The sequence below is a fragment of the Candidatus Benthicola sp. genome, from assembly GCF_058719085.1.
The window spans coordinates 16,545-38,925 of sequence record NZ_JBZQEK010000151.1; the positions used below are offsets into that span (position 1 = coordinate 16,545).

The 22,381-nt window shown below is 67.9% G+C and carries 19 protein-coding genes; 17 read left to right on the top strand and 2 right to left on the bottom strand.

Annotation, left to right across the window (positions count from 1 at the left end):
• Positions 1-99: 99 nt before the first annotated feature.
• The 4 genes from AC36XV_RS11270 to AC36XV_RS11285 all read left to right on the top strand — a co-directional run bounded on the left by AC36XV_RS11270 (position 100) and on the right by AC36XV_RS11285 (position 4,323).
• On the top strand, positions 100-2,721 hold the full coding sequence (locus AC36XV_RS11270) for a tetratricopeptide repeat protein (RefSeq protein WP_492203785.1): 2,622 nt from the start codon (positions 100-102) through the stop codon (positions 2,719-2,721).
• Between the two features lie 63 nt (positions 2,722-2,784).
• The gene (locus AC36XV_RS11275) at positions 2,785-3,771 is read left to right on the top strand and encodes a polyprenyl synthetase family protein (RefSeq protein ID WP_492203786.1); all 987 of its coding nucleotides are present in this window, start codon (positions 2,785-2,787) and stop codon (positions 3,769-3,771) included.
• Positions 3,768-4,055: a hypothetical protein gene (locus AC36XV_RS11280; RefSeq protein WP_492203787.1), complete on the top strand. Its 288-nt coding sequence runs from the start codon at positions 3,768-3,770 to the stop codon at positions 4,053-4,055. The genes AC36XV_RS11275 and AC36XV_RS11280 overlap by 4 nt, the downstream gene beginning before the upstream one ends.
• A gap of 25 nt (positions 4,056-4,080) precedes the next feature.
• Positions 4,081-4,323 (top strand): Sec-independent protein translocase subunit TatA/TatB, encoded by a 243-nt coding sequence (locus AC36XV_RS11285; RefSeq protein ID WP_492203788.1) that lies wholly within the window; start codon positions 4,081-4,083, stop codon positions 4,321-4,323.
• A gap of 92 nt (positions 4,324-4,415) precedes the next feature.
• Here the strand turns inward: AC36XV_RS11285 and AC36XV_RS11290 are convergent, their stop codons facing one another.
• The gene (locus AC36XV_RS11290; protein ID WP_492203789.1) at positions 4,416-6,242 is read right to left on the bottom strand and encodes a peptidylprolyl isomerase; all 1,827 of its coding nucleotides are present in this window, start codon (positions 6,240-6,242) and stop codon (positions 4,416-4,418) included.
• Between the two features lie 260 nt (positions 6,243-6,502).
• Here AC36XV_RS11290 and AC36XV_RS11295 point away from each other — a divergent pair, with 260 nt between their 5' ends.
• The 13 genes from AC36XV_RS11295 (at position 6,503) to AC36XV_RS11355 (ending at position 20,401) form a co-directional block, all read left to right on the top strand.
• Complete coding sequence (locus AC36XV_RS11295; RefSeq protein ID WP_492203790.1) at positions 6,503-7,642, top strand: tetratricopeptide repeat protein; 1,140 nt, start codon at positions 6,503-6,505, stop codon at positions 7,640-7,642.
• Positions 7,639-8,094 carry a type II 3-dehydroquinate dehydratase gene (gene aroQ, locus AC36XV_RS11300; RefSeq protein ID WP_492203791.1) on the top strand — a complete coding sequence of 152 codons (456 nt, stop codon included), beginning with the start codon at positions 7,639-7,641 and terminating at the stop codon, positions 8,092-8,094. Before AC36XV_RS11295 ends, aroQ begins: the two co-directional genes overlap by 4 nt.
• On the top strand, positions 8,091-9,191 hold the full coding sequence (locus AC36XV_RS11305; RefSeq protein WP_492203792.1) for a M24 family metallopeptidase: 1,101 nt from the start codon (positions 8,091-8,093) through the stop codon (positions 9,189-9,191). The genes aroQ and AC36XV_RS11305 overlap by 4 nt, the downstream gene beginning before the upstream one ends.
• Before the next feature lie 68 nt (positions 9,192-9,259).
• Positions 9,260-9,826 (top strand): elongation factor P, encoded by a 567-nt coding sequence (gene efp / locus AC36XV_RS11310; protein ID WP_492203793.1) that lies wholly within the window; start codon positions 9,260-9,262, stop codon positions 9,824-9,826.
• Positions 9,823-10,320, top strand: a complete 498-nt coding sequence (accB, locus tag AC36XV_RS11315; RefSeq protein WP_492203794.1) for an acetyl-CoA carboxylase biotin carboxyl carrier protein — start codon at positions 9,823-9,825, stop codon at positions 10,318-10,320. Before efp ends, accB begins: the two co-directional genes overlap by 4 nt.
• Before the next feature lie 13 nt (positions 10,321-10,333).
• Complete coding sequence (accC, locus tag AC36XV_RS11320; protein WP_492203795.1) at positions 10,334-11,671, top strand: acetyl-CoA carboxylase biotin carboxylase subunit; 1,338 nt, start codon at positions 10,334-10,336, stop codon at positions 11,669-11,671.
• A 34-nt stretch (positions 11,672-11,705) separates the two neighbouring features.
• Positions 11,706-14,078 (top strand): FtsK/SpoIIIE family DNA translocase, encoded by a 2,373-nt coding sequence (locus AC36XV_RS11325; RefSeq protein WP_492203796.1) that lies wholly within the window; start codon positions 11,706-11,708, stop codon positions 14,076-14,078.
• A gap of 1 nt (position 14,079) precedes the next feature.
• The gene (locus AC36XV_RS11330) at positions 14,080-14,853 is read left to right on the top strand and encodes a LolA family protein (protein ID WP_492203797.1); all 774 of its coding nucleotides are present in this window, start codon (positions 14,080-14,082) and stop codon (positions 14,851-14,853) included.
• 10 nt (positions 14,854-14,863) lie between these two features.
• Complete coding sequence (gene rimO, locus AC36XV_RS11335) at positions 14,864-16,267, top strand: 30S ribosomal protein S12 methylthiotransferase RimO (RefSeq protein WP_492203798.1); 1,404 nt, start codon at positions 14,864-14,866, stop codon at positions 16,265-16,267.
• Positions 16,255-17,523 carry a SpoIID/LytB domain-containing protein gene (locus tag AC36XV_RS11340; protein WP_492203799.1) on the top strand — a complete coding sequence of 423 codons (1,269 nt, stop codon included), beginning with the start codon at positions 16,255-16,257 and terminating at the stop codon, positions 17,521-17,523. Before rimO ends, AC36XV_RS11340 begins: the two co-directional genes overlap by 13 nt.
• The gene (locus tag AC36XV_RS11345; RefSeq protein WP_492203800.1) at positions 17,520-18,188 is read left to right on the top strand and encodes a hypothetical protein; all 669 of its coding nucleotides are present in this window, start codon (positions 17,520-17,522) and stop codon (positions 18,186-18,188) included. The genes AC36XV_RS11340 and AC36XV_RS11345 overlap by 4 nt, the downstream gene beginning before the upstream one ends.
• Before the next feature lie 25 nt (positions 18,189-18,213).
• Positions 18,214-19,221, top strand: coding sequence for a Gfo/Idh/MocA family protein (locus tag AC36XV_RS11350; protein ID WP_492203801.1), 1,008 nt, complete (start codon positions 18,214-18,216; stop codon positions 19,219-19,221).
• Between the two features lie 25 nt (positions 19,222-19,246).
• Entirely contained in the window at positions 19,247-20,401 is a 1,155-nt protein-coding gene (locus AC36XV_RS11355; protein WP_492203802.1) for an aminotransferase class V-fold PLP-dependent enzyme, read from the top strand.
• Between the two features lie 33 nt (positions 20,402-20,434).
• Here the strand turns inward: AC36XV_RS11355 and AC36XV_RS11360 are convergent, their stop codons facing one another.
• Positions 20,435-22,348: a CBS domain-containing protein gene (locus tag AC36XV_RS11360; RefSeq protein WP_492203803.1), complete on the bottom strand. Its 1,914-nt coding sequence runs from the start codon at positions 22,346-22,348 to the stop codon at positions 20,435-20,437.
• Between the last annotated feature and the right edge of the window lie 33 nt (positions 22,349-22,381).

Below are 22,381 nucleotides of genomic sequence, written 5' to 3' on the forward strand. Positions count from 1 at the left end.
GGTCGAGGCCCCCCATCGAGCGCCCCGGGGCCACGGATGGGCAGACGGGAAGACGCCAGGGAGACCTGAAGGGATCACAAGGCCGAAAGACGAGAACGAATGACCCGACACCATCAGCTCAAAAACGAGGCACGGCGCGCGGAACAGCGGGCGGATTGGGCCCGGGCGATCGAGCTGTACAAGAGCGCGATCCGTGTCGAGGAGGAGCGTGGATCGGGTGTGGACGTCGGGGTCTACAACCGCATCGGGGATCTGTACCTCCGACAGGGAGACCAGAAGGCGGCGGTCGAGTACTACGAACAGGCCTCCGACCTCTACTCGGAGCACGGGTTGCACACCTCCGCTATCGCGCTCTGCAACAAGATTTTGCGAATCGCTCCGGACCGGGATGAGGTGTACGGCCGACTCTCGCGTCTGCATGCGGCGACCGGACTGATGGCGGAGGCGAGGAGCGCGTTCCTGAAGTTTGCCGATCGGGTGCGGGAGAAGGACAGGCTCAGCGAGGCGCTCGAGACCATACAGGATCTCGTGACCCTCACGGGGGACGAGGAGTTGCGAACGGCCTTCGCGGACCAGCTGGTCGACGCCGGCCTCGCGGCCCAGGCCGTCGCCCAGCTGCGGCTCGTCTACCAGGCGCGGGTCTCGGGGGGGCGGAACGCCCAGGACATTCGAGACCGGATCCGGGACCTGGATCCGGAGGCCGATCCGGTCCGGGAGACTTCACGGCCGCCGGCGCGCGCCACGGCGACTCCCGAGCCACCGGAAGTCGAGGTCTCCGTGGACACGTTCGACGAACCGTTGGCCGAGCCGGAGCCGCCGGCTGCACCGGAGCCGCCGCCTGCCCCGGAGCCGCCGGCTGCCCCGGCTGACGTCGAGCCCCCGGCTGACGTCGAAGTTCCGCCCATCCGTGACGACGCAGCGGTTCTCCCGGTCGCGGAGGTCGGACCCGACATGCGGAACGTGCTGGAGCGGTTCCGATCCCAGATCGAAGCGGCCGTCGACGATGCCGATCATGCGGTTCATTACGACCTCGGCGTGGCCTACATGGAAATGGGCCTCATCGATGAAGCCGCAGCGGAGCTGGACGTGGCCGCTCGAAGCCCGGCCCTGGAAGCGTCGGCCGGCGCTCTCCTCGAGCAGTGCCGGCAGGCGAGTCCGTCCGTGGACGGATCCGGAGCGGAGACCGAGCTCGCGATCGAACCTTCGCTGCTTCCGATCGCGGCGCCCGGAGAGTCGGCCGTGGCCGTTGAACCGGCGGCAGGGGACGAGGAGGAGCTGGCCGACATGCTGTTTCAGGCACGGCTGGCCCAGCACCGCGTTCGGAGCGCTGCGGATGAGGATCGCACGGATCATGCAGCGCACCTGGACCTCGGACGCACGTACGAGCGGATGGGCCTGGTGGCGGACGCCGTGGAGGACCTGGCGATCGCGACGGGGGGCGGCCCGGCGACTCGGGAAGAGGCGCTCGACGCTCTCGAGCGGGTGGCTGCGGCCGACGGGATCGCCGCTCCCGCATTGCGCGAGGCCCTTGCTCGTTTGATGGAGCACGGACGCGAGAGCGCGGCCGAGAGGCTCGGCCGACACTTCCTCGACCGGGCGGGGGTGCCCGAGAAGGACCGACAGATGATCCGAGACCTGGTTCCCGAGTCCGAGAGTGTCGATCTGCAGGTCCCCCAGGCTGCAAGTGAGGCGGGCGCGGCTGCCGTCGACGCGCCGGACGTCGCAGATCACGAAGCGACATCGACCGAGCCGTCCGGTTCCGCGTCTGCTGCGAAGGAGAATGCGGAGGGGGCGGGCCTCCAGCGATCCGGTGGACCGGAAGATGAGGCCGCCGCGCTCCTGGGCGAGGCCGAGGGGCTGCGGTCGGCGGGGCGGATGGACGAGGCGGAGGCGCACTACTACCGGGCGCTCGAGCTGTTCGAGAAGCGCCGGGACGCGGTGAACGCGATTCGCGCCGTCGACCGCCTTCTTGGATTGAGGCCCGACGACGTGGTGCTCCACCACCAGAAGAACGAGTTCGCCATCATGCTCAACGATCGCGAGCTCCTGGTATCCTCGTATCTGGATCTGGCCGCCTGCCTCAGACGCCAGAACGGTCTTCGGAGCGCGCGCACCGTGTACGGGCGCATCCTGGATCTCGATCCGGGGAACGCCGAGGCGCGGGCGGGCATCGCTGCCGTGGACGCCGACGAGCTCGCTCGAGAGCGCCGCCGGCGCCAGCGCGTGGAACAGACTCCGCAGGCGGGTGCCGAAGCTTCACCCGCGGCAAACCCCGAGGTGCAGGTCCTTCCCCGAGTCGAGATCGATGACCTCTTCGAGGACCTCCGGGATGCCGAGTCCCCTGACTCGACTGAGCCGCCGCCGGATTACGAATCGCACTACGAGCTCGGCGTCGCCTTTCAGCAGATGGAGATGTGGGAGGAAGCGGCGCGCGAGCTGAACATCGCAGTGCAGGGGTTGGAGGATGCCATTCCCGCCTACGAGCTTCTCGGGAAGAGCCTTCTCTCGCTGAGGCGGTACGATGAGGCTCGACGCCACCTGACCAGGGCGGCCGACCTTCCGGCCTCCGACGATCGCAAGGTGGACCTGATCTTCATGCTCGGAGTCGCTCTCCTGAGGTCGGAGGACGCGAGCGCGGCGCGCTCGACGTTCGAGCGGGTGTTGAGCATCGACGCCTCGCACGCCGAGGCCGCGCAACTGTTGTCCACACTTCCCGCGTGACGGTATAATCCGGTCGATCCCGCGCCGGAGAGCGGTCGCGGGCGTCAACGACCGGGGAGGCCGATGCTCGACGCTGCCATACCGACTCTCGAGGGACTCCAGGAGCCGATCGCTTCCCGGCTGGCCAAGGTGCAGGCCGAGCTGGGAGGCATGGTCGAGGCGGACTTCGGAGCGGTCAACGAGATCAGCGACTACGTGCTCTCGGCACGAGGCAAGATGCTCCGTCCCACCCTCGTTCTTCTCTGCAACGCGGTCGGCGGTGCTCCAGCCCCGGAGGCAGTGCGTCTGGCGGCGGTGGTCGAGTTGATGCACGTGGCGACCCTGGTACACGATGACGCGGTGGATCACTCTCCGGAGCGCCGGGGGATGCCCACGGTGAACTCCCGGTGGAGCCACCAGGTCGCGGTGATCATGGGGGACTACCTCTACTCCCGGGCGCTCGTCGAGGTGACCCGACTCGGACGGATCGAGGCGGTCCGGCTGCTCGCGGACGCTTCGAACCGCATGTCGATCGGCGAGATGCGGCAGCTCGCCGCGCACGACGCTCTGGGAGCCAGCGAGGAGGACTATTACCTTCTCTGTGATCGCAAGACCGCATCGCTGATCAGCGCTTCCTGCGAGCTCGGCGCGATGTTCGGTGAGCCGGCGTACCGGGAACGACTGGCCCAATACGGGCGGGACCTCGGAATGACGTTTCAGATCACCGACGATCTGCTGGACTACACGCAGACGCCCGACATCACCGGGAAGCCGACCGGCCTGGACCTGCGGGAACACAAGGTGACGCTGCCCTTGATCGCGGCGCTGCCCCGGTTGGATTCGGCAGGCCGGTCCGCGGTCGAAGAGGTGTTCGCCGATCCGCATCCGTCCAAGGATCAGATCGCCCATATCGTGAAGCTGGTGAGGCAGGCGGGCGGACTCGAGTATGCGCAGCAGAAAGCCCGGGAGTATGCGGCGGCCGCGAAGGAGCGTCTGAGCACTCTGCCGGACGAGCCTGCCGTCCGGATCCTCGATCACGCCGTGGACTTCGTCGTGGGACGCAGCAAATGACCGTCGATTTCGGAGGGAGACGAAGGCCGTCGGCCAAGCGGGTCGCGCTGGTCGTGGCGGGCGGGATGTTGCTCGGAGCGCTTCTCACCGAGCTCATGGCGCTCGCCCTGCCGGCGAGCGCGGCTCGCGAGTTCTTCGTGACCACGGTGGCCGCTTCGCTCGGTCCGCTCACGATCGATCTCCTGGTGGTCGCCATGACGATCGGTCCGCTGGTCATTCGACTGAACATTCTCAGCGTCGTGGGCATATTACTACTCGCGTGGTTCGCCAGGTCTCTGCTGTAGGCCACTGACACAGGAAGGACGCGCCATGTTCGGCAATCTCGGCATGTGGGAAATGCTCATCATCCTCTTCATCGTGCTGCTGTTGTTCGGTGCGCGCCGACTGCCAGAGATCGGTGGCTCGCTCGGGAAGGGGATCCGGGAGTTCAAGGGCTCGCTCAAGGAGGTCGAGAAGGAGGTGAAGGAGATCAGCGGCTCCGACACCGTCCGCGAGGCCAGCGAAGGGGCGAGCCAGGAGGAAGCCCGGAAGGAGGCCGAGCCGAGGGCCTGAGTCGGGCGCTCGGCGACGGTTGATGTGCGAAGAGGCGGGGCGCCGAAATCGGCGCCCCGCCTCTCATCCTGCTTCCTGAGCCCTGCCGGGACCTACAGGCCCGCAGCCGCGGCTCGCTGATTCAGCCGGTCCCGCCGATCGACGATCGTGGCCGTCTCCCGAAGTCCCTCGATCCACTCGGTGACGTTCATCTGCGCCTGCTGCAGCTGCATCTGGGACCGCAACTGTTCCCGGACGGCGACGAACATCTCGGGGTTCGCCTGGGATCGCACGTCGACCCTCAGAAGCACGACGGATTCTCCCGCATCGAGCGGTCCGACGACCTCGCCGGGATCGGCCGCGAACGCCGCTCCGATCGCCTCGGTGTTGCGGCCCAGCCCGTTCACGAACTGACGGCGGTTGAAGGGACCGGCCGAAGCCAGCGCCCAGTCCAGGCGCTCCGCCGCCTCTTCCAGGGTCGTGCCCTGCGGCAGGGTCGCCCACCGGCTGCGGGCCTGTTCGATGAGGGCCTCACGACGACGGTCACGGGCGAGAGTCTCTCGCACCTGCTCGCGTACCTCATCGAAGGTGTAGGTGCCGGCCGGCGTGCGCCCGTGCACCTCGATCATGTGATACCCGGTCGCGTTCTGGAAGTACTCGCTGACCTCGTCGAGCGGGTTCAACGGATCCAGCGCCCAGTCCACGGCCACACCCAGTGCGCCGGCACCCGGCACGAAGTCGAATCCCTCCGTCACCGTGACATCCGTCGCGATGGCCACGCCCACGGAGTCCGCGGCCGCGGCGAGGCCGTCGATCAGGGCGACGCCCTCGAAGTCGTCCATGCGGTCGTACAGCTCGTCCTCGCCGTCCGGTGAGAGCTCGATCGGAATCAGAATGTGGGAGATGGCGACCGTGTCCGCGGTCCGTTCCGTCACCTGAAGCAGGTGCAGTCCCTGGGGCGACGGGACCGGCTCCGATACACCTTCGAGGTCCAGATCGGCCGTGGCATCGGCGAAAGCGGGAAGCAGCTGGTCCGGCCCGAAGCGGCCGAGCTGCCCGCCGATTTCGCTGCTGCCCGGGTCTGCGGACGCTTCGGCGGCCGCCTCGGCGAAGGTGATCGATCCGTTCAGGATGTCCGTCCGGATCGAGTCCGCCCTCGCCCGAGCGTACGCCGTGTCTCGCGGTCCCGGGGTCGTCGGGAAGTTCACAATGCTGATCGAGGCCGTGGCGGGTCTCTCGTACTCGTCGATGTGCTCCCGGTAGTAGGCCCGGAGCTCCGGCTCGGGAATCTCGATCGACAGGCCCGGGTCCGCCGGCGCGGTCACGAAGGTGACGGTCGCGGTCTCGTTCCGGTCGCGAAATTCGCGCCACAGCTCGGCATCGCTGATGGCGCCGCCCTGCTGCAACATCTGACTCAATCGGGCCCGCGGCAGCGTCTGACGGTAGTAGGCCTCGATCTGAAGCAGAAGCTGATCGTCGACGCTGGGATCGGAGAAGAACTGCTGGTACTTGGCGTAGTCGAACACGCCGTTGGTCATGAACGCCGGGTACCGCATGAGATCCGGGGGAGGGGACAGGCGGAACGCCTGCTGTACCTCCGCATCCGTCACCTCGATGCCGAGACGATCGATCTCCTGCTGGATGAGAACGTCGCGGATCAGCTGATCCCAGGCGGCACGCTCGACCTGGCGAGTCTCTTCATCGGTCATCACCGCCCCCGCGTTCGCGGCGCGGGCGTTGTTCAGAGCGACCTCCAGGGTGTTGCTCCACTGAATGTATCGAATCTCCTGACCGTTGATCACGGCGATCACGGGATTCGCCCCGGTGGAAGCCTGCGTGTCCCGGCTCTGCACCCAGTCCAGCACCAGCCAGGCCGCGAATGCCACGGCCAGGAAGAGCATGATCCACTTCGTGTTCGCCCGAATCGAGCGCATCATCATACGACTACCGACTCCTTCCGTGTCCCGCGCCTCTCGACGCGGGCCAGACCGTATCCTCAGACCGCAAGAAATCGGGGCACGTGGACCCCGATTTCGCGGCACGCCGTCGAAAATGGAAGCAGCAAAACCTATTTCCACGGCCCGGAGCAGGCAACACGGGACACGCCGCTCTCACGTTGACACTGGCGAACGGCGCCGGGTACCTTCCTGCGTTCCCGAGCATTGGACGCCCTCGGCTTTCAGAGCGGACGAAGAGGTACATGGGACCGGAATCCCCCGCCGACGAGATCCAGCGGTTCGAAGAGCAGTACAGGCGCCAGCCCGAGAGCCTCGTCTTCGCGCGGCTGGCCGACGCGTACCGCAAGGCCGGACAGCCCGATCGGGCGCTCTCCGTGCTCGAGGACGGTCTCCGCCGTCATCCCGACTATCCCAGTGGCCACATCGTGCGGGCCCGTGCCTTCCGGGACCTGGGCAGGATCGACGAGACTCTGGAGTGCTTCCGGCGGGTGCTGGAGCTCGACGGCGCCAACCTGGTCGCCATTCGCGAGCTGGCCGCCCTGGCCGAGGAGCGAGGCGATCCCGAAGAAGCTCTGCACTGGTACCAGCGGCTGGCCGGGATCGACCCGACCGACCGGGACGTCGAGCGGAAGGTGAGCGAGTTGCAGGGCGCGATCGAGCGGAGGGAGGCAGCCGCCGATTCACAGCCGCGTGAGGAAGCTCCGGCCGAGGAACCGGCAGAGCTCCCCCCCTCCGCTCCGGAGGAGGAGACCGGGGAGGCCGTGGAGGGTCCCGAGGACTGGTGGGACGATTCAGCCGTGGATCTCTCGCCTCCCCGACCGGAGGACGAGGTCGTCGAGGCGATCCTGAATGGAGAGGTTCCCGAGACCGTCCGCGCGGAGGACACCTGGTGGTACGAGGACGTCGGCGAGGAGGACGATCCGGAGCCGTCGAGCGACGCGGACATGCTCACCCGTACGATGGCCGACCTGTACGCGGAGCAGGGTCTTCATCGCGAGGCGGCCGAGATCTACAGGGAGCTCCTGCGGGACTCGCCGGAGGACCCCGAGCTGCTCGCCCGCCTGGAGAAGGTCACGGAGGCCGACCGTCCGTCCGGGGACGGTACGGGCGGGGGAGGTGACCTCGACGGGGGATCGGAGCCGGCGCCCGGTCCAACCGGGATGCCATGGCCGGAAGAGCTGCGGGGAATGCTGAGGGCCGGCGAGGAGAAGGCCCGGAGCCTGCCGGAGCCGGTCGCACCTCCGCGCTCCGCCCCCGCGCCGGACGTCCCGGTCTCGGGGGGTGGGGAGGCCGAAGCGGCACCGGCTCCGCAGGAGAGCGATCCGGAGCCGATGAGCCGGTTCGCCGAGGAGTGGCTGCGGACGCTGGAGCCGGACGCGTGACCGACGAGCCGCTGTCCATCGGAGTGCTCAACGGGCCGAACCTCGACCTTCTCGGGTCGCGGGAGCCTGGCCTGTACGGCCGTTCGGATCTCGAGGGCATCCTGGATGACCTCGAGACGCTTGGGAAGGCACTGGGGGCGCGGATCACGGCCGTCCAGTCGAACCACGAAGGCGAGCTCGCAGATTGGGTGCGTGATGTGGGTTCCCGGCAGGACGGGCTGCTGGTCAACGCGGCCGCGTACACGCATACCAGCATCGCGCTCCGCGATGCGCTGCTCGCGGCGGCCGTTCCCTTCGTCGAAGTCCATCTGACCAACCTGTGGGCGCGGGAGCCCTTTCGGCACCACTCGCTGATCTCGGACGTCGCGGTGGGCGTGGTGAGCGGATTCGGACCGGAGAGCTACCGGCTGGGGCTCCGGGCCCTGGTTTCGCATCTGGCGCCTGGCGAGTGAGTTGGTCGGCCCGCCTGGACCCGCACGCCGTTCGACTGCGGGAGGTTCGGGAGCGTCTACGCGACGCGGGGCTCGACGGACTGCTGGTGAGCCACGGGCCCAACATCCGGTGGCTGAGCGGGTTCAGCGGCTCATCCGCGTTCCTGTGGGTGCAGTCCGGGTCCACCGCTCTGATCACGGATTTCCGCTATCGCACGCAGGCGGCGGAGGAGGTTCCGGGTGAGATCTCGGTCCGGATCACGTCGACTGACCTGTTCGACGAACTCGCCGCCTGTCTGAAGTCGTGGGGATCGGTTTCCCGGGCCGGTTTCGAGGACGCGAGCTTGAGCGTCCGCGATCGCCGGGCGCTCGGGGAGGCGTGCGGCGGCGTGATGTGGGAGCCGGCGGGCGCCCTGGTGGACGAGCTCCGAATGCGGAAGGACGACGGAGAGGTCTCGGACATCCGGCGCGCGGTGCGCGTGGCCGAGGAGGCTCTGGCAGGCTTCATCGGGTGCGTCGAGGAGGGGGTATCGGAGCGGGAGCTGGCGTCCGAGCTGGTCTTCAGGTTGCGGAGCGGAGGCTCGGATTCTCTGCCGTTCGATCCCATCGTGGCCTCCGGGCCGCGCAGCGCGCTTCCGCACGCCCGACCGGGTGACCGGGAACTGCTGGAAGGCGACCTTCTGCTCGTCGACTTCGGGGCCAGCGTCGGGGGCTACTGCTCGGACATGACCCGGATGTTCTCGCTCGGTCCGCCGGCTCCCTGGCAGCGCGAGCTCCACGCCCTGGTGAGGCGAGCCGTGGAGGAAGCGATCGCAGTCACCGAGGCGGGGGTGGCGGCCCGGGACGTCGACCGGGCGGCGAGGGACGTGATCGATGGAGCCGGCTTCGGAGAGCGGTTCGGACACGGAACGGGCCATGGAGTGGGGCTCGAAGTGCACGAGAAGCCCAGCGTGAACGCGCGGTCCCGCGACGTCCTGCCGGCCGGGAGCGTGGTCACGATCGAGCCCGCGGTGTATCTTCCGGGCCGAGGCGGAGTGAGGCTGGAGGAGATGGTGCTGGCCACCGACGGCGGCCGGACGGTCCTTACGAGCTTTCCTCTCGACTTGCGACAGATCTGACAGATCCGGCAGGTCGGCCCGAGGCGCGGTCGTGCGGCTGCCGGTTAACGAATATCGACGGAACGGACATGGCGGACACATCGAGTTTCAGAAACGGGATGGTGATCGAGCTCGACGGTACGCTCTACCAGATCACCTATTTTCAGCACGTCAAGCCCGGAAAGGGCGGGGCGTTCGTGCGCACCAAGCTCAAGTCGGTGCTGACCGGCGGTGTCGTCGACAAGACCTTTCGGGCCGGCGAGAAGGTGCAGGAAGTGCGCCTCGTCCGCCGCCCGATTCAGTATTCGTACACCGACGGCACGCTCCACTACTTCATGGACCTCGAGACGTACGAGATGACCCCGCTTTCGCCCGACGTCGTCGGGGAGGATCAGCTCGCCTACCTGGAGGAGAACATGGAATGCGAGGGCCTGACTCGCGACGGAGCCGTGCTCGCGGTCGAGCTTCCGCAGTTCGTGGAGCTGGAGGTGGTGGAGACGGAGCCCGGGGTGAAGGGTGACACCGCGCAGGGAGGCACGAAGCCGGCCCGCCTGGCGCCCGGCGCCACCGTACAGGTGCCGCTCTTCATCAACGTGGGCGACGTGATCAAGGTGGATCGAACCACGGACAAGTACCTCGAACGGGTGACCCGATGATCGATCTCGACTGGATACGACGTCTGATCGACATGGTGGACGGATCGGGGATCGACTCTCTGGAGATCTCCCGGTTCGGTACGCGTGTCAGAATCGCCAAATCGCCGCCGGTTACGGTTTCGTCCGCGGTCGGTGCCGGCCCGGCGGGACTGCCTCCGGTCGCCGCCGCGTCGGCGCAGACTTCGGCGCCGGCTCCGGAGCCGGCATCCACAGGGGAGGCGCAGGTCGAGGCCGGAGGAGAGGTCGAGTCGGACCTCGCAGAGGTGACCTCTCCCATGGTCGGCACGTTCTACCGTGCTCCGGCTCCGGACGCCCCCCCGTACGTCGAGATCGGGGACCGGGTGGCGAAGGGGCAGACGCTGTGCATTCTCGAGGCCATGAAGCTCATGAACGAGCTGGAGGCCGAGGTGTCCGGCACGATTCGAGAGATTTGCGTCGATAACGCGGAACCGGTCGAGTTCGGCCAGGTGCTGTTCCGCATCGACCCCGCTTGAGCCCGCCGGAAGCGTGTTCAACAAGATCCTGATCGCCAACCGGGGCGAGATCGCGCTGCGAGTGATCCGGGCCTGTCGCGAGCTCGGCATCGGGACCGTGGCCGTGTACTCCGAAGCCGATCGAGACTCCCTGCACGTCCGCTTCTCGGACGAGGACATCTGCATCGGCCCGCCCCCCGGACGGGAGAGCTATCTCAACATCCCCCGGATCGTGGCTGCCGCGGAGATCACGGGGGCGGAAGCCATCCATCCGGGATACGGATTCCTCGCCGAGAACGCGGAGTTCGCGGAGATCTGTGACCGAAGCGGAATCGTGTTTATCGGGCCGACGGCCGATCAGATCCGGCGGATGGGGGACAAGGCCGAAGCGAGACGGACGATGATCGCAGCCGGGGTCCCGGTCGTGCCGGGCACCGAGGGGGCGGTGGCGGACGTGGAGACGGCCCGGGCGGAGGCGGATCGAATCGGATACCCGGTGATCATCAAGGCAGCGGCCGGTGGAGGTGGGAAGGGGATGCGGGTCGCCGCGTCGGCGGACGTGCTCGAGAAGACCTTCACCATGGCCCGCAACGAGGCAGCGGCCGCCTTCAACGACAATCGCGTCTACATCGAACGGTTCGTCCAGCGACCTCGTCACGTGGAGATCCAGGTGCTCGGCGATGGGCACGGAAACCTGATTCACCTCGGCGAGCGCGACTGTTCGATCCAGCGGCGACACCAGAAGCTGATCGAGGAGGCCCCCAGTCCCGCGATCACCGCCGCGACGAGGGATGCGATGGGGGAGGCCGCCGTTCGAGCCGGTCGGGCCATCGGGTACTCGAACGCCGGGACGGTGGAGTTCCTGCTCGATACGACCGGCGATTTCTACTTCATGGAGATGAATACGCGGATCCAGGTCGAGCATCCGGTCACCGAGATGGTGACCGGCGTGGACCTGGTGAAGGAACAGATCCGCTCGGCGGCCGGTGAGCGCATCGGCGAAGCGCCCGAGATCTCGGGACACTCGATCGAGTGCCGGATCAACGCCGAAGACCCGGATCACGATTTCCGTCCTTCCCCGGGCCGCATCACGGCCTTTCACGCGCCCGGCGGACCCGGCATACGCATCGACACGCACGTCTACGCGGGCTACTCCGTTCCTCCCTTCTACGACTCCCTGCTCGGCAAGTTGATCGCGTACGGGAGCACCCGGGAGGAGGCGCTGGGTCGGGCCTACCAGGCCCTCGAAGAGTTCATCATCGAAGGGGTGCAGACGACGATTCCCTTCCTCCGGCGGGTTCTCCGCCATCCGGACTTCGTGAAGGGCGACTTCGACACCCATTTCCTGGAGCGCATGCGGGAGGCCGGGTGACGCTCGCTGCGCGCGCGATGGAAGGCTGGCGACCGTGAACGAGCGTCAGCGGCGGGAAGCGCTCGGCGTCGGTCTGCTGGCGCTCGGTGTGCTGGTCATCCTGGCTCTGGTGCCCCAGATGCTCCCGGGGCGTGCCGAGTCCGGAAACCTCATCGGACCCGCCGGTCAGTTTCTGAGCACGGGCCTGCGCTCGGTCTTCGGCGTGGCGTCCGCTCTGGTGGCGCTGCCCGCTTTCGTGTGGGCGCTGTGGGGTTTCGGCACGGTGGAGAGGAAGACGGCCATCCGCTGGTCCGTGCTCTCGGCCGGCGCGGTGCTCTTCCTTCCGGCCGCCTGGTGGTTCATCGCCCGTGCCCTCGGGACGCCGGGAACCGGGGCCGGTTGGCTCGGTGAGGCGATGGCCGGGTTGCTCACGCGGGCGTTCGGGTCGGTCGGAGCGCAGCTCATCGTCGTCGCGTTCGTGGCGGCGCTCGTGGTGCTGACCATGGGCGTGTCACCGATCGGGGTGGGCGCGGCGGTCGGCCGCGGAGCGCGCTGGGTCGGTACGCAGACCTGGAAGGCCCTCCGCATGGCGGGCGCCGGCGCCGCAGCGATGTGGGTGCGGTGGCGGGAGCGGGAGGCGGGCGCGGGCCCGGACCCGTCGCTGTGGGAGCGCTCCGCTCCGGTCGAGCCGGTGGAGTCCCCGGTCGAGCCCCCGGTCGAGCCGACGACGGCCGTCGCGGAGGAGCCGGAAGAGGAGGAAGAGGCGGCCGATGCGGTGGAGCCGCTCCCGGACTATGGAGACACCTCCGAGGAGGAACTGCCGCCCCTCGACCTCCTCAAGCGCCCCGCCCGAACGGGATCGGGAATCGCCGGGGGACAGCTCGAGCGACTCGGACAGATTCTGGTGGACAAGCTCGCTACGTTCCGGGTAGAGGGATCCATCGGAGGGTGGACGACCGGGCCGGTGGTGACGCAGTTCGAGGTGATTCCGGCCGAGGGTGTGAAGGTGGGTCAGATCGCGGCCCTCGCGGACGATCTGGCCCTGGCGCTGAAGGCCCCGTCGGTCCGAATCGTCGCGCCGATTCCCGGGAAGGGGGCAGTCGGGGTCGAGATTCCGAATCCGGAGCCCGAGATCGTCAAGCTCCGGGAGATTCTCGAGTCCCCGGTGTGGCAGAATCACCGGGGCGCCCTTCCGCTCGGCCTCGGCCGCGATCTGGACGGGAATCCCTACACGGCCGACCTCGCAAAGATGCCTCACCTGCTGATCGCCGGGGCCACCGGGTCGGGTAAGTCCGTGTGCATCAACACGATCATCACGAGCCTCGTGTACCGTTACTCGCCGAGCGACCTGCGGCTCCTGATGATCGATCCGAAGATGGTCGAGCTGATCGTCTACAACGACCTGCCTCATCTCCGTCACCCCGTCGTCACGGACAACCACGATGCGGCCGCGGTCCTGCGCTGGACCGTCCATGAGATGGGACGCCGGTACCGCCTGCTGTCCGCGAATGCCTGCCGGAACCTGGTCGAGATCAATCGCCGCATCCGGGCCGGCGACGAGCTGGAGCGGCCGGATGGCCGCGGCCCGTACGAGGAAGGGGTTCTGCCGTACATCGTGCTGGTGATCGACGAGCTCGCGGATCTCATGATGACCGTCCAGGGGGAAGTCGAGACGCCGCTGGCCATCCTCGCCCAGAAGGCGCGTGCCGTCGGAATCCACCTGGTGGTGGCGACCCAGCGTCCCTCGGTGAACGTCATCACGGGTCTCATCAAGGCCAACTTTCCGTGCCGGATCGCCTTCCGCGTAGCCTCGAAGACGGACAGCCGGACCATCATCGACCAGAACGGCGCCGAGAGCCTGCTGGGGAACGGAGACATGCTCTTCCTCGAGCCTGCCGAGTCGGATCCGCATCGCATCCAGGGCGCTTTCCTGGACACGCAGGAGACGGAGCGCCTGATCGCCTGGTACCGGGACCGGGCGGCGGCGCGTGCCGAGAGGGAATCCGAAGAGCAGGACATCCTCGAGGAGGTGCGGGAGCTCGAGATCGAGGAGAGCCAGGTCGACGTCACGGACGAAGTGATGGCGGACTGGGACCCCTATTTCCAGAAGGCGGCGGAGATCGTCATCCACAACGATGCGGGATCGACCAGTCTCCTCCAGCGCCGTCTCAAGATCGGCTACGGGCGGGCGGCCCGCATCATCGACCAGCTGCACGATGTCGGCGTGCTCGGTCCACCGGATGGCTCCCGTCCTCGCGAGGTTCTCGTGTCGCTGGCTCAGCTCGATGCCCTGCTGCGAGGCGATGATCTGGTGGCCGAGGCCGAGAAGTCCGCGGGGGCCGCGTCGTTGGCCGACGAGCCCGAGCGTGCGGGCGGGGAGAACGGGGAACCTCGGAACCCCGGAACGGGACGGGCGGAGGACGGGTAGAGTGGGCGGTACACCGGGATTCCACGTCGAATGGGGGGGCAGGGTGCTGCGTGCAGGAAGGAAGACCCCGAATGTCGCTTCGCGCGCTTACCGAGCCGCGGGTCTGCTCTCGCTGACCGGCCTGTGGCTGTGCGCGCCGACGGCGCGCCCGGTGAGCGCCCAGGAGGCAGCGAAGGGGTCCGCACCGGAGGTCCGCGAGCTGCTCGCCCGGGCGGAGCAGGTGTACGACGCGCTCTCGTCCATGCAGGCGGCGTTCGAGCAGACCATCGAGATCCCTCTCCTGGCCCGCAGGCGTGACGGTCGCGGAACCTGGTACCAGAAGGGGCCGGGGCGATTCAAGATGGACTTCACCGAGCCCGCGGGCGATGTGATCGTGGCCGACGGACAGCACCTGTGGCTGTACTACCCGAGCACGCACCCCGGGCAGGTCATCCGGTCCGAGATCGATGCCAACGTGACGGGGGCCGGGATGGTGGACCTCCAGGGCCGCATCTTCGAGGAGGCGGACACCTACGATGCGACCCTTCAGGGTTCGGAGGAGATCTACGGCCATCCCACCTGGCGTATCGCCCTGACGCCGACCGGGCCGTCCCCGTATCTCCGGGTCCGGGTCTGGGTGGACCAACGGTCCTTCCTGGTTCGACGATTCGAGATCCTGGAAGAAAACGAGACGATCCGCACCGTGATTCTGAACGAGCTCCAGCCGAACGCGCCCATTTCGGACTCGGTATTCCAGTTCGCACCGCCGGCGGACGCGGACGTGTTCGAAGGCTGAGCCGGATCGCATGAAACTGGCTCTCATCAGCCTCGGCTGCGACAAGAACACGGTGGACTCCGAGCGCATGCTCTCGGCTCTGTCCGACCACGGAGCCGTTCACACGGCCGACCTTTCCGAAGCCGAAGTCATTCTCGTCAATACGTGCGGCTTCATCGATGCCGCCAAGGAGGAGTCGATTCAGACCCTCCTCCAGGCGGGGCAGCTCAAGCAAGCTGGGGCGTGCCGGGCCGTGGTGGCGGTCGGGTGTCTGATCGAGCAGTACGGAGACGAGCTCGAGCCCGCGCTTCCGGAGGTGGACCTGTTCGTCGGGCTGAGAGACCTCGACCGGCTCGTGCCCGAGCTCGAGCAGCGCGGCCTTCTCGATTCCGGGGCCGCGCCGCACCCGGGCGAGCGGCTACCGCTGACCGACCGACGCCACGTCCGATATCTGAAGATCAGCGAGGGGTGCGACCACGGGTGCGCGTTCTGCGCCATCCCGCTGTGGCGAGGTCGCCATCGCTCTTTCGAGGCCGACCGGCTCGTCGCCGAGGCACAGCGACTCGAGGCCCAGGGCGCGGTCGAGATCAACCTGGTGGCCCAGGACCTGGCCCACTACGGACGCGATCTGCGCGACGGAACGGATCTCTCGTCTCTCCTGCGACGGCTGCTCGAGGAGACCGGCATCCCGTGGTTCCGGCTCCTGTACATCTACTCCGCCGGTCTCAGGGAGCCGCTCGTCGAGCTGATGGCGACGGAGAAGCGCCTCCTGCCCTACCTGGACATGCCGATTCAGCACGCCAGCGACACGGTGCTCCATCGCATGCGCAGGCCCGAGCGTAGCGGGCGGCTGCGAGAGAAGATCGCCTGGCTCCGACGCTCGGTTCCGGACCTGACCCTGCGAACGACGGTTCTGGTCGGTTTCCCCGGGGAGACCGAGGCGGAGTACCGCGAGCTGCTCGATTTCATGGAGGAGGTCGAGTTCGACCGTCTGGGGGCCTTCGCCTTTTCTCCCCAGGACGGTACCCGCGCCATGGCGCTGGAGGAGGACTTTCTCCCGGATGGCGTGGCATCGGACCGACTCGAGGAGCTGCTCGAGGTGCAGCGCGGCATCAGTGCGGATCGTCTGGCCAGAAAGGTGGGAGAGTCCGTGGAGGTGATCGTGGACGAGAGCGGGGCCGATGGCGTCGCGAGAACATGGGGGCAGGCGGACGACGTGGATGGCGTGACCGTGCTGGAGAACGGATCCGGTCTGCAGGTCGGAGCGCTCGTCGAGGCGCGCATCGTGGACGCGGACGACTACGACCTCACGGCTTCCGTCCTCCGCGTGCTGCGCGAAGCGCCTCCCGGGACCCGTCCTCCGGAACCGATGTCGACCGGGCGGCGCGCCCTGCCGGTCCTTCCCATCGGTCTGGAGGGCGCGTGGGGCCGGTGAGGGGTCGCCTCGCGCGGCGGCTCTGCCTGCTCGTCATCGGCGCCACCATCCCGGCGCTTCTCGGCTCGAACGTCCGTTACGCCTCGCCCGCGCCCGTGGAGGGCGGTCCGGTCGTGCGGGTGGCGGTGGCTCTGGATCGCGAGACCGTCCGGGTCTCCTCCGCCGCAGGGCTCCGGCTGAAGGACCCGGTCACGAACCGCGAAGTGGCCCGGATCGGGGCCGGCGTGATCCTGAGAGCTCGCCCCGCGGGCGGGACGCTGCACCTCGAAGCGAGCGATGCAGAGCTTCCGGCGGGCCTGCCGGCCGTCCGGGTCCTCCCCGGCGGCGACGCGGCTCCGCTCGTCATCGATGGAGTGCGGTATCGGGGGTGGGCCGTGCTGCGCGCGGGTGTCGAGGGGCGCGTGAGCGCGATCAACGAGCTCGACCTGGAGGATTACCTGCTCGGCGTCGTTCCGCTCGAGATCGGCCCACGGACTCCGGAAGAACAGGCGGCCGTGGAGGCGCAGGCCGTGGCGGCGCGCACGTACGCGGTCGCCCGACTGGGGGCGCAGGCCGACATGGGGTTCGACCTGTTCGGCACCGTGGAAGACCAGGCGTACGGCGGCATGGATGTGGAGCGGCAGGAGGCGACGGCGGCCGTTCGGAGCACCGCAGGGGTGATCCTGATGTTCGAGGGACGTCCGATCCGCGCGTACTATCACTCGACCTGCGGCGGACGCACGGCAGCCGTCGAGGAAGTGCTCGATCGAGAGGGTGCTCCGTACCTGAAGTCCGTATCGGACGAGGCCCCGGATGGTTCCTCCTACTGCGAGGCCTCACCGCGCTTTCGATGGAACGTCGCGTGGACCCCGCGCGAGCTCGATTCGGTGGCCCGTCCCGGGATCGCGGCCGCGTTTCTCGCGTCACCGGGCGAACTCGGTCCGGTGGAACGGCTGGAGGTCGTCCGGCGCACGCCGAGCGGACGGGTCGGCGAGCTCGCGTTCGAGGGTCCGGGGGCGGAGTGGGTCCTGAGCCGCCTAGAGATCCGCCTCGCACTGCCGCATGACGGCCGGATTCTCAACTCCACGGACTTCGACGTCATCCGTGGGGCGGACGGTCTGGTGGAGCTGAGCGGCCGCGGCTATGGTCACGGAGCGGGCATGTGCCAATGGGGTGCGATCGGACGCGCCCGGGCAGGGCAGACGTTCGAGCAGATCCTGACCACGTACTATCCCGGCGCGGAGCTGGTCCACGTGTATGAAGGAGGAGCTGGATGAGGCGAGGGGAACACGACGCACGACTCGCAGGGCGCTCCGGGCGGCCGGGCCGGGCGTTCGCGTTCGTGGCACTCGCTGCAGCCGCGGTCGCGAGTCCCGCTGGACTGCGCGCCCAGAATCTCGAGCAGTACGACTACGAGAATCTCCGCCTGCGGGCCATCGGGGTGGAGGCGGTGTGGGCCAACGCCAAGGACGTCGAGGGGGCCTTCGGCTTCGGTCTTCGTGCGGATCTCGGCCCGCTCGGTCCCAACGTTCGGGTGGTGCCACGGTTCGCCTACTGGAATGCGGATATCCAGGAGGAGGCGATCCAACAGTTCGAGTCAAATCTGGAAGAGTTGTGCACACCGCCCGGCTGCAACGTGGATCTGGGATCCGTTCAGCGGAACTTCTGGGTGGTGGGCCTCGACCTGCAGTGGCTGCCGGAGGGCAGCTTCCTGGCGCCGTACCTCGGCGTCGGTGGAGACCTCTATATCATCGATGATTCCGGACAGGCGATCGAAGGTACGTTTCTGGCCGATGCCGTCGTGACCGCCGGCCTGTCGGGGGTGGTGGGCGCGCAGCTGGACCTGAGGAGGCACACACGGTTCTACGCGGACGTGCGCGGGACCCTCGTGTCCTCGGCCAGCAGCATCGCGGTGTACGTGGGCATCGCGTACCGGTTCTGAGACGCCTGAGAAGAGGGGGGAGATCGTGGCTCGGACCGTAGGCGTGGCCGTCGTCGGAGCGGGTGGGGCCGCCCAGGTGGTTCATCTTCCGATTCTGAAGCGCCTTTCCGAGGTGAAGGTCGCCGGTCTCGTCGACACCGACGTGTCCAAGGCAAAGGCGATCGCGGAACGGTTCCGGGTCGACGCGGTGGCGGCGAGTCTCGACGAGCTGGCGGAGGTGGCTCCGTACGACGCGGTACTCGTGTGCTCGCCGACGGCCGAGCACGAAGCGGGGGTGCTGTCGGCTCTCGAGCACGGTGCCCACGTCATGTGCGAGCGTCCCTTCGTCACGGACTCGGCCACCGCCCGCAGGCTGCTGGATGCGGCGGCGGCCGCCGGCCGCGAGCTGATGGTCGCGAACAACCTGCGGTACCGCTTCGACCTCAGGGCGATCAAGAATTTCGTCGCGCACGGAGAGGCCGGAGCCGTCCATCACATTCGATCGAACTGGCTGAACCGCAGGGCGCGAAGGCCGCGCCGCGGTTGGCGCAAGGACCGGTCGAGGGCGGGCGGAGGAGCCCTGATGGATCTTGGCGCTCAGGCGCTCGACGTCCTCTTGTGGATTCTGGATTACCCCGAGGTCGAGCGGCTATGCGCTCGCCTTCACGGGAAGGGGGACGTCGAGTCCTCGGCCGTGGTCCACCTGGCCATGGCCGGTGGGACATCGGCGAGCGTGGAGGTCACGTGGGAGCTCATCGATGATCGTGACCGGCACTCGGTGGTCGTGCTCGGGGAGCGCGGGTCGGCGTACTCGTTTCCCCTCCAGCTGCTGACGGAGACGGAGTCGGGCGTGCTCGACGTGACCCCGCCGATCGACCGTCCGCCCTCGGATCTGTACACGGACTCGTATCGACAGGAGTGGGCAGCGTTCCTGAGGCACGTTCGGGGCGAGGAAGCGTCGGCGCCTGCCGACGATCAGGTTCGCCTGATCGAGATCCTGGAAGCCTGCTATCGCTCCGCGAACGAGGGCCGAGAGGTCGTGCTGCAGGGGTAGACACCATCGGGGAGCGGCCGAAGCGATGCGCCAGCACAGGGATGGGTTCGACATTCCACAGGGCGTCCGCTACCTGAACTGCGCCTACATGTCGCCGCTTCACCGCGAGGTCGAGGAAGCAGGGATCTCGGCGGTGCGTAGGAAGCGGCGGCCGTGGACGATCACGGCGACCGACTTCTTCGAGGACAGTGACCGCCTTCGGGCTGCGTACGCATCGCTGATCGGCTCGGATGAGGCGGAGCGGGTCGCGATCATTCCCTCCGTTTCCTACGGGATCTCCACCGTTGCCCGGAATCTCCACACTCCGGCCGGTTCCCGAGTCGTCGTGCTCGCCGAGCAGTTTCCCAGCAACGTGTATCCGTGGCGGCGGCTGGCCGGGGACCGCGATCTTCAGCTGTCGACCGTACACCCCCCGGACACGCAGGGCTCGCGCGGAGAGGCCTGGAACGCGGCCCTCCTGGAAGCCATAGACGAGGAAACGGCCGTCGTCGCCGTCCCCCACTATCACTGGATGGACGGCACGCGCTTCGCTCTCGAGGATGTCGGGCGGCGGTGCCGTGAGGTCGGAGCGGCGCTGGTCGTGGACGGGACCCAGTCCGTGGGCGCCGTTCCTTTCGACGTGAGGACGGTGCAGCCCGATGCGCTCATCTGCGCCGGCTACAAGTGGCTGCTCGGACCCTACAGCCTCGGGCTCGCCTGGTACGGTGAGCGCTTCGACGGAGGGACGCCCCTCGAGGAAACGTGGACCGCCCGTCCCGAGAGCGACGATTTTCGGAGGGTCGGTCAGTATCGGGATGACTATCGGACGGGCGCGGTGCGCTACGACGTGGGGGAGCGTTCCAACTTCATCCTGGTGCCGATGCAGCTCGCCGCCCTTCGGTTGATCCTCGAGTGGACGCCGGCCGCCATCCAGCGCTACTGCGGCTCCATCACGGCGGCGCCCCTGTCGGAGGCGGCCTCGCTCGGCCTCTCGGTGGAACGGTCGGAGTGGCGGGGCGCGCACCTGTTCGGGCTGAGACTGCCCGACGGGTTGGATCCCGGGCGTCTCGCCCCCGAGCTCCAGGCCCGGGGAGTTTCCGTCTCGCTGAGGGGAAGCGCGGTTCGAGTAGCGCCGCACGTGTACAATGCGGAAGAGGACCTGCATCAACTGCTGGAGGCCGTTCGCGTCACCCTGGCCTGATCGCCTGAGGGACGCGCGGAGAGCCGGCCCGACTCAATCCCTCAGCATCTCCTCCAGCAGCGTTCCCGCGATCCGCATGAAGTCGTGCTCGGTGACGATGCCGACCAGGTGGTCGTCCCTGACGACCGGGACACACGAGATCTTGTTCGCCCGCATGAGGTCGATGGCCTCCAGCGTGGTCGTCTCCGGCGACACGGTGACCAGGTCCGTGACCATCACCCGGCTGACCGGAATCGGTCCTCGCTCCTGCCTTGCCTCGTCGCTGGCGAGAAAGCGCAGCAGAGACCGGTGGGAGACGAGACCGACCAGGCGGTGATCGTTGTCCTCCACCGGCACGTGGTGGATCCGGTGCCAGTCCATCAGGTTGGCCACCAGGTCGATCGCCTCCTCCTCGTTGACGGTGAGGAGATCTGTGGCCATGTACTGCTCAACCCGCAGGAAGCTGGGCTTCCAGCTGCCCGCTTCCTCGAGCTCCGCCCGCGCCCACTCGTGGACCGGGCGGGCGTGTCTCTGCCGCTCCACCGTGGCCGCCACGAGAGCGGCCATCCGCTCCTCCTGGGTGCCCATGCCACCCATCTGGGTGAGGGAGTTGAGCTGCCAGCGGGCCCCGGTGCGTCTCGAGTCGACTCGTGCTTCGACCGTGTCCAGGTAGCGCTCCACGTCCGCCGCATCGATGCCGCGGGCCAGCAGCCCGCGTCGGGCCAGGGGAAGAAGCGTGTCGATGATCAGCTCCTGGGCGGTCACCGGCTCTCCGTCGAACCAGGTCAGGTGCGCTTCGAGCCCGTGCCGGGCAGCCGCCAGGAAGTTCGTGAACACGTCGTCGAAGTCCAGGATCTCGCGGATGTCATCGACTTCCTCGGCCAGTCCGCTCAGCATCCCGAACCAGAAGGCCGCGTTGGCCACCTCGTCCCGAACCGTCGGGCCGCAGGGCAGCACCCGGTTCTCGATCCGCAGGTGAGCCACGTCGGCGGCCACGCCGTAGCACGCCCGGTTCCAGCGGTACACGGTACTGTTGAACAGCTGCAGCGCCTTGAGGCTCGGCACGCGACCGGCGGCGAGGGCCTCGAACGGGTCCTCATCGATTTCCCGGGCCAGAAGAACCCGGAAGCGGGACACGTCGGACTTGAAGATCTCGATGACCGACTCGTCGACCCATTCGCGCCCGAAGCTGACGCGAGCCGGCACGTCGCGGATCTCGGAGATCGAGCTCCGAGTGTCCACGGACTGTTGAAACACCGCGATCCGGGTCTCGGACCACAGACGTCGGCCCAGCATCAGGGGAGAGTTCACCGCCGCGGCCAGCACCGGGCCGGTGACCGCCATGGCGAAATTGTACAACCGGGCGAACTCTTCGGGACCGACCTGGAAGTGAACCTGGAAGCTGGCGTTGGCGGCCTCCAGCATCACGGAATCGTGGGTGACCCGCAGCTCGTCGGTGCCCTTGATCCTGAGGTCGTAGTCGCCGCCTCGAAGACGCGTGAGTGCATCGTTGAGAGCGTAGTACCGGTCCGCGGGAACCATGTTGTCGATCGTGAGGTCCGACTTGCGCAGCGTCGGGAGGATTCCGGCCAGCACGACCTCCGCTCCGAGGTCCCGGACGGTCTTCCGGACCCGATCCAGCAGATCGTTCACGCGGTTTTCCATCAGGCGAAGGCAGTTTCCGCCGAAAAGGAGGGGGTCGAGATTGAATTCGAGGTTGAAGCGACCGATCTCGCTCGTCACCCGCGGATCGGAAATTCTCTCCAGAGCTTCCACCGCGACGGGGGCCGGACGCCACATGTCATCGACGAGGAACAGCTCCTGCTCGACCCCGATGCGCCGCACGCCCGACTCGATGCGATCCTCCGCGAGCATCTGCTCGAGCGCTCGCACATCCCGCAGAAGAGCCTGAGTGAACAGCCGTAACTCGGAACTGTCCAGCTCGATGCGTACGTCCTTTTCACCCAAGAGTAGCCTCCGCTCCGTTGGGTCCGGGCCCCT